The organism is Deltaproteobacteria bacterium, from assembly GCA_029860075.1.
Classification (GTDB): domain Bacteria; phylum Desulfobacterota; class JADFVX01; order JADFVX01; family JADFVX01; genus JAOUBX01.
On the sequence record JAOUBX010000112.1, the window covers coordinates 1 to 12,034 of the forward strand.

General features: G+C 47.7%; 10 protein-coding genes. 1 reads left to right on the forward strand and 9 read right to left on the reverse strand.

Annotated elements, in window-relative coordinates; all coding sequences use genetic code 11:
* Both leuS and OEV42_20170 read right to left on the reverse strand, forming a co-directional pair.
* The coding region (gene leuS, locus OEV42_20165) for a leucine--tRNA ligase (GenBank protein ID MDH3976585.1) at positions 1 to 1,450 on the reverse strand (1,450 nt) is incomplete at its 3' end.
* A 233-nt stretch (positions 1,451 to 1,683) separates the two neighbouring features.
* On the reverse strand, positions 1,684 to 2,166 hold the full coding sequence (locus tag OEV42_20170; protein MDH3976586.1) for a hypothetical protein: 483 nt from the start codon (positions 2,164 to 2,166) through the stop codon (positions 1,684 to 1,686).
* A gap of 249 nt (positions 2,167 to 2,415) precedes the next feature.
* Between OEV42_20170 and OEV42_20175 the strand changes: the two genes are divergently transcribed.
* Positions 2,416 to 3,186 (forward strand): delta-class carbonic anhydrase, encoded by a 771-nt coding sequence (locus OEV42_20175; GenBank protein ID MDH3976587.1) that lies wholly within the window; start codon positions 2,416 to 2,418, stop codon positions 3,184 to 3,186.
* Positions 3,187 to 3,291: 105 nt separating this feature from the next.
* Here OEV42_20175 and OEV42_20180 read toward each other — a convergent pair whose 3' ends face one another.
* The 7 genes from OEV42_20180 to OEV42_20210 form a co-directional block, all read right to left on the reverse strand.
* Positions 3,292 to 3,567: a hypothetical protein gene (locus OEV42_20180; protein ID MDH3976588.1), complete on the reverse strand. Its 276-nt coding sequence runs from the start codon at positions 3,565 to 3,567 to the stop codon at positions 3,292 to 3,294.
* A gap of 327 nt (positions 3,568 to 3,894) precedes the next feature.
* Complete coding sequence (locus OEV42_20185) at positions 3,895 to 4,857, reverse strand: hypothetical protein (protein ID MDH3976589.1); 963 nt, start codon at positions 4,855 to 4,857, stop codon at positions 3,895 to 3,897.
* A complete protein-coding gene (locus OEV42_20190) occupies positions 4,850 to 6,007 on the reverse strand; it encodes a hypothetical protein (protein MDH3976590.1) in 1,158 nt (385 codons plus the stop codon). The genes OEV42_20185 and OEV42_20190 overlap by 8 nt, the downstream gene beginning before the upstream one ends.
* 5 nt (positions 6,008 to 6,012) lie before the next feature.
* On the reverse strand, positions 6,013 to 6,276 hold the full coding sequence (locus OEV42_20195; GenBank protein ID MDH3976591.1) for a phosphopantetheine-binding protein: 264 nt from the start codon (positions 6,274 to 6,276) through the stop codon (positions 6,013 to 6,015).
* A gap of 108 nt (positions 6,277 to 6,384) precedes the next feature.
* On the reverse strand, positions 6,385 to 7,659 hold the full coding sequence (locus tag OEV42_20200; GenBank protein MDH3976592.1) for an ABC transporter permease: 1,275 nt from the start codon (positions 7,657 to 7,659) through the stop codon (positions 6,385 to 6,387).
* Between the two features lie 2 nt (positions 7,660 to 7,661).
* The gene (locus OEV42_20205) at positions 7,662 to 8,630 is read right to left on the reverse strand and encodes an ABC transporter ATP-binding protein (protein ID MDH3976593.1); all 969 of its coding nucleotides are present in this window, start codon (positions 8,628 to 8,630) and stop codon (positions 7,662 to 7,664) included.
* A 309-nt stretch (positions 8,631 to 8,939) separates the two neighbouring features.
* Positions 8,940 to 11,912 carry a BamA/TamA family outer membrane protein gene (locus tag OEV42_20210; protein MDH3976594.1) on the reverse strand — a complete coding sequence of 991 codons (2,973 nt, stop codon included), beginning with the start codon at positions 11,910 to 11,912 and terminating at the stop codon, positions 8,940 to 8,942.
* Between the last annotated feature and the right edge of the window lie 122 nt (positions 11,913 to 12,034).

A 12,034-nucleotide genomic window follows, 5' to 3' on the forward strand; every position in this document is an offset into this window, starting at 1 on the left:
ACTTAGTATTTACAAAAGACTCAATCGCAGCAAGTGGAGATATGGCCTTTGCGTCAAAATCGATATCCTCGGGCAGTGCCACGGGAAGCTGGTCTTCCGGCACGGGGACCGCGCCGCAGCTGTCGCAGTTTATCATTGGGATGGGCGTTCCCCAGTAGCGCTGTCTCGATATGCCCCAGTCTCTTAACCTGAAGTTTACCGTTCCCTTTCCCGCACCGCTCGATTCGAGCTCTTTCGTAATGCCCCCTTTCGCCTCTTCACTGGCCATGCCGTCAAATTTAGCGGAATTAACCATTACACCCGGTTCGGTAAATGCATTTTCCATGGATTCAGCATGAAGCGTCTCATCTTCCGGATTAATAACCACCTTGACGGGAATATCATATTTCTTTGCAAATTCAAAATCCCTCTGGTCATGGCCCGGAACAGCCATGACTGCACCCGTACCGTAATCCATGAGAACAAAGTTGGCCGTATAAACAGGCACCTTCTCGCCGTTTACAGGATTGACGGCATAGCCGCCCGTAAAAACGCCTTCCTTCTCTTTCGACTCGTCTGTCCGGTCAATCTTGTCCATGCCCTTCATTTTTTCGACAAAACGGGAGACCGCTTCTTCCTCGTCCGTAGAGGCGGCAAGTTTTGCCACCATGGGATGTTCAGGAGCAAGCGACATGAAGGTAACGCCGAAAAGGGTATCAGGCCGGGTTGTAAAGACTTTGATAATCTCACTGGAACCATCGACTTTAAAGTCAATTTCAGCGCCCCGACTCTTGCCGATCCAGTTTTTCTGCATGGTAAGGACCCTTTCAGGCCAACCGGGCAGCTTGTCCGTATAGTCGAGCAATTCATCAGCATATTCGGTAATCTTAAAAAACCACTGTTCAATCGCCCTGTCTCTTACCGTACTGTCGCAGCGCCAGCACTCCCCTTCGGCTGAAACCTGCTCGTTGGCAAGGACCGTCTGACAATTGTCGCACCAGTTAACGGTAGAGTTTTTCTTATAAACCAGCCCTTTTTCAAACATTTTGGTAAATACAAGCTGCTCCCAGCGATAATAGGCGGGATGGCAGGTGGCAATCTCACGTGACCAGTCATAGGAAAAACCCATCTTTTTAAGCTGGACTCTCATATAGTCCATGTTTTCATAGGTCCATTTTGCGGGGTGGGATTTGTTTTGAATGGCGGCATTTTCAGCAGGCAAGCCAAAAGCGTCCCAGCCCATGGGATGAAGAACGTTATAGCCCTGCATTGCCTTAAAGCGGGCCACCACATCTCCAATAGAGTAGTTTCTCACATGGCCCATGTGAATTTTCCCGGAAGGGTAAGGAAACATTTCCAGTATGTAGTATTTCTCTTTTGAAGGGTCTTCCTTTACCTCAAAGGAACCTTCCCTTGCCCAGGTTTCCTGCCACTTCTTTTCTATCTTTCCGGCGTCGTAACGCTCTTCCATCTATGTGCCTCCGGCATTGGTAAAAATTATGCTAATACTACTGGGAAAGCCCCTTTTTGTCAAACGGTATGAGGGGTAAAATCAAAGTCGGGAAGGTTATTTTGAAAAACGGGGAAAAGGGAAATAATGATTTGATAGTTTTACAAATTTTAAAAAGATTAATTTTCCCGTCTGGTAATGTTGCGCTCTGAAAATCATAAATCACCCCTGTCTATCTGCATCAGAAAGAAGACTTACAGGAAACTGAATTCGTAAATCTCTACAGTGGTTGAACTGAAAATATTAAGAAGGACTTCACTCTCCATCGATTCACTGAGCACGTCATCACCATTTTTAAAAAGCGTATCCCGCGAAACAAGCTTACCATGTTTCAGCTTATCCGTCGTAACCTGCTTTGCATGGAGGAGGGCCTTAAAATAGGCAAGGGCTTTTCCGGCAACATCATCTTGCAGATTTGTGCTGTCAAAATGTTCATGACCTCCATGAATAACGCCGACGACAATATCCTTCCCTCCCCTGATACACATATAGACCCCCCTGGCCCTTTCATCATTGGGGTAAATTTCAATCCTCACGCCTGTATCCTCAAAGATTCGTGATTTATTCCGATCAACCTTGAGCGCGTTGAGGCTTTCTGAAATGTCATGAGCGCTTTCAAGAATGTTTTCGATCGCTTCCGATTGTGGGGCAAGGTCTCTTTTAATTTCAGGGTTCATGCTTATACCTTAAATTTTGCGTAGAACAATGTCAAGAAAGGATATGAGATTTTTATGAATGAAACGCTCTATCTCCTCAGGACTATTTTAAAAGAAAAAAAGTCAGGATAAAAGAAATAATGTTTTGAACGGTAAAAAAAGAATTGAAAAGCGAATACTCATTATGGTAAATACCTCTGGCCCGGTTAATTAAACCGTGTAAAGCGGGCTTCCCGCTTTATTAATTTCTTTTATTTGGAGGATAGGATAGTGAGAATTTTTTTAGTCGCAGTTTTATCAGTAGTCATGTTAACAGGGGTAGCTTATGGAGGCGGGAAAAAAACGGGAAAGGATAATCACTGTGTCGGTGCAGGACCCCAGTCTCCAAGGGACATCAGTGTTGCCAAGGGTACAAACAAGGTCCTTTTTAATACAGCACCCGACTATAAGGATATGAACCTTTGCAATGTGCATTTTCATAGAAATGCCGAGCACAAGGCGCCCAGCTACTCTGAATATGTCAAGGATGGCAATCATTCCGGTTGGGCATGCAAGCAGCCTTCCGCTGAAAGACTGGCCAGGGGAAGCCATGTTGAATACAAGCATTGTGAAGGAATTGCTCCCGGTGATACTATCGAGGTTCACTGGGTATACACGACCTGTGATATCAACAGCAAGGGCGTAAAGCCTCTCGGCGGCGGCCTCAGCGCCTGTATGACGGAAATATGCGCCAATCCCCGGTTAAGAGTTGAAGCACAGGTATTCATACTGGACAAAAATGGTTCCGTCAAATTTAACGATAAGGAACCTGTTACTCCCGGCGGCGATATCGTAAGGTATACCGGTTCTACAACAGGAACCAGCTACAGCAATGATCACTGCTCACCTTTCCAGGTAAACTGGAATGTAAGAGAATCCTGTGAAACACTGGATATCGATAACTTTGCCGACTGGTGCAGCCAGAACAAGTACAACGACCACCATGCTCATGGCGTAAGAGAGCTTGTCACATCACCTGCTCTGCTTAGTCCCATCAAGTAATTAACTTAACGCTGAAACGAAAAGGCCATGGAAAACAGGTTTATCCTGTTCTTCATGGCCTTTTTTTATCCTGCTTTGAGGTAACGCAAAGGATGGGGGATTAAATTACCACACCTGATCACACCAGTCTCTCTCTTCAACATTGCAATACTTCCCTTTTAGTGAACCGACGATATAGACAATCCACATAACGGCAAAGAGAAACCAGCATAGCGCGTAAAAAAATACTCCCGCCCCCAGAAGCATTTCATACTTTAAATAATATCCGGCAAGCATAAGCGGTATACCTGGCAGAAATCCCTTAATACAACTTACAAGCATGATCACCAGGGATTTCGGTTTGTCTTTGGGAATGAACCTTCTTTTGTTTGAGTTAGCCATAATGCCTCCTGCAGCACATAAATCATAAGAATAAAGACGACATAACACCTTAATAAAAAAGGGCAACCCTTACCTCACCGGGATTTCAGTTTTTTCAAGGCCTCTTCTTTTCCTTTTTCACTCCCCCCGAGTATTTGTTCTGCTTTTTTATATCTTACTCATCTCTCTTTGTAAATTTTTTTTGCGCTATCTTTCAGTTCATTGTTTTTGGGAGAGTGGAATGGCCCTTCCATGTTGTTGGTGATAGAATTAAATCGGTTTTTCTTCTTTATGTTAAGCTGCTTTTTTAGACGTCCCGCCGGGACGTCTCTACAGGGTGGATATTTGTTAACTTGCATAGGCCCGAACACCTATTACCATGATCCGGTTTGTGCTATCACGATTGATATGGATATAGAGGGTTTCCCGCTCATGCTTTTTATCGAAAATGGAGGCGATGCCGAAGGCGGCAGCCGTGTGGAAGGAACCGCAATATTGGAGATAGTTTTCAATCCGGCAGCCGGGAAGAAGGGCAGCTATCCTCTTTATCTCTTCGTCCTTCATCCTGAAACCGGGCAGCACTACCACCTCTTGGGCCTCTCCGGTCCATGGAGTGACCGAGCGGGCAACCCATTCCTGCCACTCCCCTTGTGATGGGGGAAAGGCAATGACATCCAAAACTTCACCCTTTGCACCCTTTTTCGCCTTTTCAAGATAGAGCCAGCCACTCCCTTCACCCATGAGATCTTTCTTTTCCAGCCTGATCCGTTTTTCATGACTGCTCCGGGGATGGCAAAGTTCGTCTACACCGCCGGCAAGGGCGGCGTTAGAGGCGTCTTTTTTAAGGTCATTGATGGCCAGCTTAAGGGCCCATTCAAAGGAAAATTCCTCCTGGGAAATGGTGATGTTTGATGATTCTATTTCCAGTATTTTGGCAATAAAGAAGGCGGCCGTATTATTGACGGAATTAACGAATCCATAGGGTGAAACAAATTCCTTCGCTTCTTCCATAATATCCTTAAAAAGAGCGATCGTTCCCTGTGACTCCCCAAGGCCCGTACCGAGATAAAGGGCCGTCTCTTTCCGCCACTTTTTACCCATCCTGTGAAGCGCTTCGGCAGAAGCAACAATGGGGAGTTCCGAAAAATGGGCAATGCGCCGCAGTTCGGGCCCCTTAAAAGGGCTCATTTTCTCGCCCAGATCACTCCCCCGGGCATCGCCCGTCAGCGCTTTTCGCTCTTCGGAAAGAAGGTCCCCATGGGGACCAAGCGCTGCGGCTGAGTGAACATAGGCCCTGATTCGATCATTCATAGCGCAGCACCATTGACGTATTATTTCCGCCGAAACCGAGGAAATTAAGGAGATAGTAACCGGCCCCGGCCTGTATTTCCTGCTCCAGGGGAGAAATGCCCATTAATTCGTCAGCAGAGCAAAAACCTGCCGCTGCGGGGATGAAACCCCTTTTAAGACAGGCCAGAAGGGCCACCAGTTCTATAGCGCCTGCGGCGCCGAGGGTATGGCCAAAGTAGCCTTTCAGTGACGTAAAGGGAGGGATATTTTTTCCAAAGATCTTCTTCATGGCAAGCGCCTCGGCGGCATCGTTATCTTTGCTCCCGATGCCGTGCGTTTTGATTGCCCTCACCTGCTCCGGCCCTATCCCTGCCGAGTCAAGGGCCTCATTCATAACGGCCCTGATGGAAGAACCGTCCTTACTGATACTTATAACGTTTTCCCTGTCACAGAGATTTGCCCCCCCGGCAAGAACAATGCCTTTGTCATCGTTGCCCGTCGCTTCAAGCAGGAGAGCAGCCACACCTTCTCCAAGGTGTATACCCTCGCGCTCCCTGTCAAAAGGCCTGCAGCCATGAGACGTTAGCAGCATGAGTGAAAAAAAGCCGTTCATGGTAAGTGAGTTAAGGACTTCGGCGCCGATAACGATGACCCGTTCAAGATCACCCTCTTCAATAAGACTTAACGCAGAAAGGAGGGCATTGGCGCTCGAAGTGCAAGCCGTGGTAAAGGTAATGACAGGGCCCTTGATGCCCCTCATTCGGGCAAGGGACAGCGACATGCTCCCAGCCCCCTCAATAGAGATGGGAACGGGATGCCCCTCTCCTCTTTCCTTTTCCCTGATAAAGGCCCTTTCCGCCTCCACAATACAGCCCGAGGTTCCCACCAGCAGGCCTGTACGGGCAAGCTCGCCTTCACTCAGTCCCCGGTCGGCAACAAGACGGTCAAGAACCCTGGAAATGAGGCCTTCAAAACTGTCACCCACCCTGTGGAAACAGGACTCATCGAAGGCGCTTACCCGGACCTTTTCCTTCAGGTGTCCGGGCAAAGCACGGGGATAAAAGGCAGGGAGCGAACGGGAACGTATATTGAGAACAAGTTCATCCTCATCATTTCCCATGGGCGTTACGGCAGCAAGACTGCTTATTTTTACCTTATTCCTGTCTCCCATTTGTTCTACGGTTCAATAACGTCGGCCAGGGCATTAATGGATTTCATAATACGGAAGGCATCCTTACTGTCCATAATGCGGATACCGTATTTGGATAAAAGGGCGCCGCTCAGTTCCAATACATCGAGGGAATCGAGCTCAAGGGCCGAGCCCTCACCAATGATAGGCACATCATCCCTTAAATCACCGGGTTCCACCTTCTTGCGGCACGTTTCGATGATGAGTGTTTTTAATTCCAGTTTCAGTTCCTTGTTTTCAGAACCCGGCATGATAGGTATGTTCTCCTTAAATGATGATTATATAACTATTTACTTCATTTTTTATTTCCCCCCTTTACTAAAGGGGGAAGCTTGAGAAGTGGGTTTTTGTTAAAAGTATTACTTAAGCAACGACCGATATCTCCAAAGCGCCACAGAAAACGTCACAAAAGCAAAGCCAAGCAGCAGGGACGTTTCAGGCAAAACGTCTTTAGCCCCCCCGCCGCGAACAAAGATATCAAGCCATCCCTCCAGCCCCCAGGAAAGCGGGGAAAGTTCAGCCACCTTCTGCATAAGATCAGGCATAAGGAATTTGGGCACCATAATGCCGCCGATGGCGCTCAGGATTATAACAGAAGTCCCCCCAAAAGTGGTCGCCTGTTCCGATGTTCGGCTGAAGACAGACACGAGAAGCCCGAAACCGATGGCGGCAATACTTGCGCTGAAACTTATCATCAATATCCCTCCCCGGGAAGATCCCACATGGAGACGATCCCCCCCCAGAAGGGGCACGAGATAAATGCCTGCAAGGAACATAAGCAGCACCTGTACCTGATTGACAAAAAAATAGGGAACAATTTTCCCTGCAAGGTGGATCCAGGCAGGCGCAGGCATGATCTTCAGCCTGAGAAGGCTTCCCTGCTCTTTCTCCTTGATAAAGGCCCCTGACAGCGGAATGACGAGAAAAAACATGGCAAAGAGTGAATAGGCGGGAACACTCTGCTGGACCGAAGAGGGACGCATGCTTTTCCCCTCGTCAATGGAGATATTCCCGGCTTCCACTTCCCTGAAAAGCCGCTTCAAGCCCGATTCGTTTCTCCTGATCCCGTCACCGATATCCATCTCTTCTACAAAACGATTAAAACGTTCCATAAAAAATCCGCTCTCAATACCCTGCAACACCCGGTTAATTGAAGTCGAAACAAGGGCCACATGATCACCCCGCAACGCCGGGTCGGACAAAAGCGAGAGGGATACTTCCGCCGTTTCACTCCCTATGAAGAGTTCGAACTGCTCATCCACCCGTTTCAAAGCCCTTTCACTTGCTTTCTCCGGAATTTTGACGGCAAAAGAGTATCTTCCGGCGGCAAGGTCTTTCTTCAGCCTTTCACCGGTCATACCTTCCGGCCCCTTGATTCTGCTCACTTTGAGATTTTTTATTTCTCCAAGACGCTTTTCCAGCTCATCACCGACCCTGCCGCCATCGAGGTCATGAATGACAACAGGGAAAGTAACGCCCCCCTCTTCCCTGAAGGCATCGCGCATGGCCAGGGACATGATAAGCACAAAGGCCAGGGGCATAATAAAAAGGATGAGAAGGGCCTCCTTGTCCCTGGTAATGATTTTTGTCTCTTTAATAATGGCCTCTATGAGCCTTTGGAAATTTATCATCATCTCTATTCCCTCAGCCTTGATCCCGTCAGGGCAATAAATAGCTGCTCCAGGTTGGTCGCCCCATGGCACATGGAAAGAATATTGATTCCCTCCGATTCAAGAAGGCTTACCATTTCAATAACCGACCGCTGCGGAGAACTGCTCCGCATGGTAATCGACTTACCCTCCACATAGACCTCCGACACCCCCCCAAGGGCCTCCACTTTCGCCTTCAGGTCAACAGGCAAGGCTTCCGCCGTACGGACTTCCAGCACCTTCTGGCCCTGCCCTGCCAGGAGTTCTTCTATCTTTCCCCCGGCAATGATAGAACCCTGATCGATGATTGCAATTTCATGACAAAGGCGCTCCACCTCTTCCATATAATGACTGGTATAGACAATGGTCATTCCCTGACGGTTAAGTTTTTTCAGCTTGTCGTAAATAAAGATGCGTGACTGGGGATCGATACCGACGGTCGGTTCATCGAGGAAGAGAATATGAGGGTTATGAATGAGTCCCACCACGATAGTTAAACGTCTTTTAAGGCCCCCCGAAAGTTTCTCTACCGCCATATGGGCATAATCACTGAGCTTTGCAATATCCAGGCATGATTCAACCCTCTCCTTCAACTCCGAACCTGACAGCCCCTGCATGCTGCCGAAAAAATTGAGGTTTTCTCTCGCCGTCAGTGTGGGGTAAAGGGCCGCTTCCTGGGGAACAAATCCGATACATTCCCTGATATGGCGGGCTTCTTTTTCCGGGTTGCAGCCTGCAATCCTAAGATCGCCCAAAGTAGGTTTCATGAGAGTCGTAAGCATGGAGAGAAGCGTCGTTTTCCCTGCCCCATTTGGCCCCAGAAGGCCGAAAAAACAGCCCTTTGCCACGGTGAAATCAATGCCGTCCACAGCGTTGACACTGGCGCCGCTATACCTTTTAACAAGGCCTTTGGCTTCAATTACAGCGCTCTTATCATTGTTTTGCGCGTCAGTCATTTGGGAAGTCAAGGGAAGAGAGAATCCATATCATCTTAATAAATAAAGTTTATTCCGGAATTGCTTCAGGAACTGGAAGTCTAGCAAATAGAATAAGTGATGTCATCCAGAAAATTCTTTTATAGAACAGAGATGTTGATTTATCAGTTGAATTGATCTTGTTACAAAAACCGTAGAGACGACTCGGTGAGTCGTCTCCTTAATAAACGTTCCACCGGGTTGTATCCCTGAGACGTTCCACCGGAACGTCTCTACAATCAATAATCATGTGAAATCCGTAAAAATCAGGTTCTAATCACTCTTTTAGCTTCAGAGATCGGCATAAATAGTAAAATAACCCTGCGTCTCCCCGTCATGTCCCATGCCCTGTGCTACTCCCAGAGCGGGTGTTATTTTCAGGAGATAGCCAAGGACCATATCAAATCTCACTTCAAGACCGATACCGGTCCTGATATTTCCCCACTTGTAGCTGTCTGAATCATCCCATACGGTCCCTGCATCGGCAAATCCCGCCATATGGAGTCTGTCAAAGAAAAAGGGCTTTGTATTCCATCCCCGCAGGATATACCAGAGGGGTATCCTGTATTCCAGACTGGCTGTGGCTATATTTTTGCCTGAGAGAAAGCGTGCAGGGTAACCCCGTAATGGAAATTCGGAAAAGTTGGGATCGCCACCGAGGTGGAACTTCATCTGGTAGATATCATCACCGCTTGACGCTCCCCCTTTCAGCGACAGGGAGATAACATCATTCACCTTTCGTGAAGTAAAGGGAAAAGGCCTATAGGCAGAGAGGTCGTAAATCCAGGCCTTCAGTTCAAAATCAGCCCCTGTGCCGGGCGAATACCGCTTATAAATCAGGGATGCGTCAATTCCCTCTTCCCTGCTGATTGAATAAGGATATTTGAGGGCGCTGCCGTAACGTATTCCGGCGAAGGCATTGTTGCTTTTGCCTTCGAATACAGGCTGGCCTTCAAATGTGCCGGTCACGAGATCACTAAGGGCCTCCTTTTTTTGCCATTCAAAACCGGTAATGAAAGAAATGCCTCTTTCGAGACGATTAAGGGGCGTCGATATCTGTATTGATGCGCCTTTTTCCTTTTCATAAAAGTTATCCAGCTGCCATTCATTGGAATAAACGAGAGGGCGTGAATAGGACTGTAATAAAAAAGTGGGGTAGAAATAGTCGTTCCGGTACATGGCATGGTGATAGTTCTCTCCGCTTCCCAGGCCATACCCGCCTTGCAGATAGTAAGCATTATAACCGAGAACATCCGTCCCTGCCGTCAAGGCGCCTGCCACGGCGCCGTCATGGTCGCCATAAAAAGCGGGAAGCCAGAATCGGGGAAGGATGCTCTTTCCGATGGAATAGGGCCTGGCAGCCCGCACAATAGTTTCAATATCCTTTCCACCATGGCCTCCTTCATTACCCGCATTAGGGGCCGATAGTTGCAAAGGTTTGCCCTCTATACTTCCTTCGCTGCCGCTTTCCTTCCAGTAGGGTTTTATAAGGGGCGATGCTTTGTCCCGCTTTTCACGCATTTCCATGGAGGCGATCTGCATCCCCTTTGAACGGTAACTTGAATAATAGACCCTTTCTCCATGAGGTGAAAGGTCGGGATGAAAGGCCCCGCCAAGGAGATTGGTGAGTTGTGTCTTCCTTCCGTCGACCATTGAATAAGAAAAAAGGTTATAGACACCTCTTTCATCAGAGGAGTAGATAATCTGTTTTCCATCAGGCGACCATGAGAGAGAGGACAGGTCATAATTTACTTCAAACACTTTTGCCGGTTCACTGCTTGTCCTGTCATAAATACAGAGACTGCTTTTCCCTTCATTCCCTTTTAATAAAAAGGCAATCTTTCCGCCGTCAGGCGACCATCTGGGAGAATCGAGGCGCAAAAGAGAATAGGCAGTCACTTTCTGAAGCGCTCCTTTTTTTATCAAGCCTTTTTTCTTGTCCTCCGGCAGGGGAGCAATAACAAGGTTCTGGCTGCCCCGGTAATTAACGACTGCCGCAAGCTCACGCCCATCGGGTGAAATATCGATATCTTTAAGCCTCAGTCCCCTGGAGCGGCGTCTTAACTTTTCATTTTCAAGATCATAGGAATAGATATCCTGGTAAATATTAAAACCGCCATAAATCTCGGCCTGTGTAAAATAGATCTTCTTTCCATCAGGCGACCAGGCAAGAGAATGATCGGAGGGAAGGCGGCGCACGACTTCCCTCACATTGCCTCCGTCACTGTCCATAACCATGAGGACCGTGTGCAGGTGGGGGTCGGAGAGGGTAAAGGCCACCTTTTTTCCATCCCTTGATATGCGCGGGTTGGAGACTTTCTCTCCGTCGATTGCATAGCGTCTTTCTTTCGTCAGCCCCGCTTCTTTAAGCCTTTTGATCTGGCCCCATTGATGATCCATTAATTCTTCCGTCATCTCCCTGTAGAGATTGACATAATGCTTGCCGTCAAAAAACCTTTTGGGAACGCCGTTTAGAAAATAAGGCGCTCTTCCCGCATGGGTCATACTCAGCTTTCCAAGAACCTCTTTACCGTACTTGTCGGCAATATATTTCTGAAGCCTCAAGCCAAAAATATAGGGCAGGCTCCCCGACGGCCAGTCAGGCCGGTTGCCGTTGATTTCATCCACCCTGGGAAGATTATCTTCAGCTGCAGCCATTCTTAAAATCATCTCGTAATAACTGCTTCTCCCCCTGCCTGCTGTGGTAAATTCCGTTTCCGCCCATGTGGACACGCCTTCGAGCCACCAGCGGGGAAGAAGTTCATTGGGCGGTGTCGTATAGATAAAAAGAATAAGTGAAATAATATCTCCAACGGGAATCGTCTTGCCGAATATGGATCTCGTAACCTTGGAAAAGCCCCTTGCCGAATCGAGGGTAATGACATGGGTATATTCATGAACAAAAAGCATGGTAAGCCAGTCATCGTACTCTCCGATGGTGGCATCAATGGGAGGTGGCGTGACAAAAAGATAGACCATATTGTAGGGAATGGCATTGGCAAAACCGTTGGCAAAATCCATACTGTCGATAAGCACGACATGGGTCTTTTCCCGGGGTTCCCATTGAAAGAGCTTGACTATCTTTTCATGGGTATCTTCAGCAATTGACCTTATCTTTTCCGCCGCCTCATCGAGTCCCTGGTGGTAATGAATGTAGAAATGCTCTGTTTCAAGGGTAGAAAAATCGAAGTCGGGATCAATGACCGCCGCCCGGGCAGGCAGAGACTGAAGCAGAATCAGTGCAATAAAAAATATTTTTTTCATTTGAAGTCACTAGTGTCCCAACGTTTAATTGAATAAAATCAGCTGGTTATCAGGTTCAGCAATATCTGTTTTGTAGTCTGATTTCATAAGTACCTGTAATATCGACGTTCTTTCGAAACTTG

What these genes read in the sequence shown, in the direction of transcription:
- OEV42_20170 (MDH3976586.1), bottom strand. Translation starts at nt 2,166, where the DNA reads ATGAACCCTGAAATTAAAAGAGACCTTGCCCCACAATCGGAAGCGATC.
- OEV42_20180 (MDH3976588.1), bottom strand. Translation starts at nt 3,567, where the DNA reads ATGGCTAACTCAAACAAAAGAAGGTTCATTCCCAAAGACAAACCGAAA.
- OEV42_20185 (MDH3976589.1), bottom strand. Translation starts at nt 4,857, where the DNA reads ATGAATGATCGAATCAGGGCCTATGTTCACTCAGCCGCAGCGCTTGGT.
- OEV42_20190 (MDH3976590.1), bottom strand. Translation starts at nt 6,007, where the DNA reads ATGGGAGACAGGAATAAGGTAAAAATAAGCAGTCTTGCTGCCGTAACG.
- OEV42_20195 (MDH3976591.1), bottom strand. Translation starts at nt 6,276, where the DNA reads ATGCCGGGTTCTGAAAACAAGGAACTGAAACTGGAATTAAAAACACTC.
- OEV42_20200 (MDH3976592.1), bottom strand. Translation starts at nt 7,659, where the DNA reads ATGATGATAAATTTCCAAAGGCTCATAGAGGCCATTATTAAAGAGACA.
- OEV42_20205 (MDH3976593.1), bottom strand. Translation starts at nt 8,630, where the DNA reads ATGACTGACGCGCAAAACAATGATAAGAGCGCTGTAATTGAAGCCAAA.
- OEV42_20210 (MDH3976594.1), bottom strand. Translation starts at nt 11,912, where the DNA reads ATGAAAAAAATATTTTTTATTGCACTGATTCTGCTTCAGTCTCTGCCT.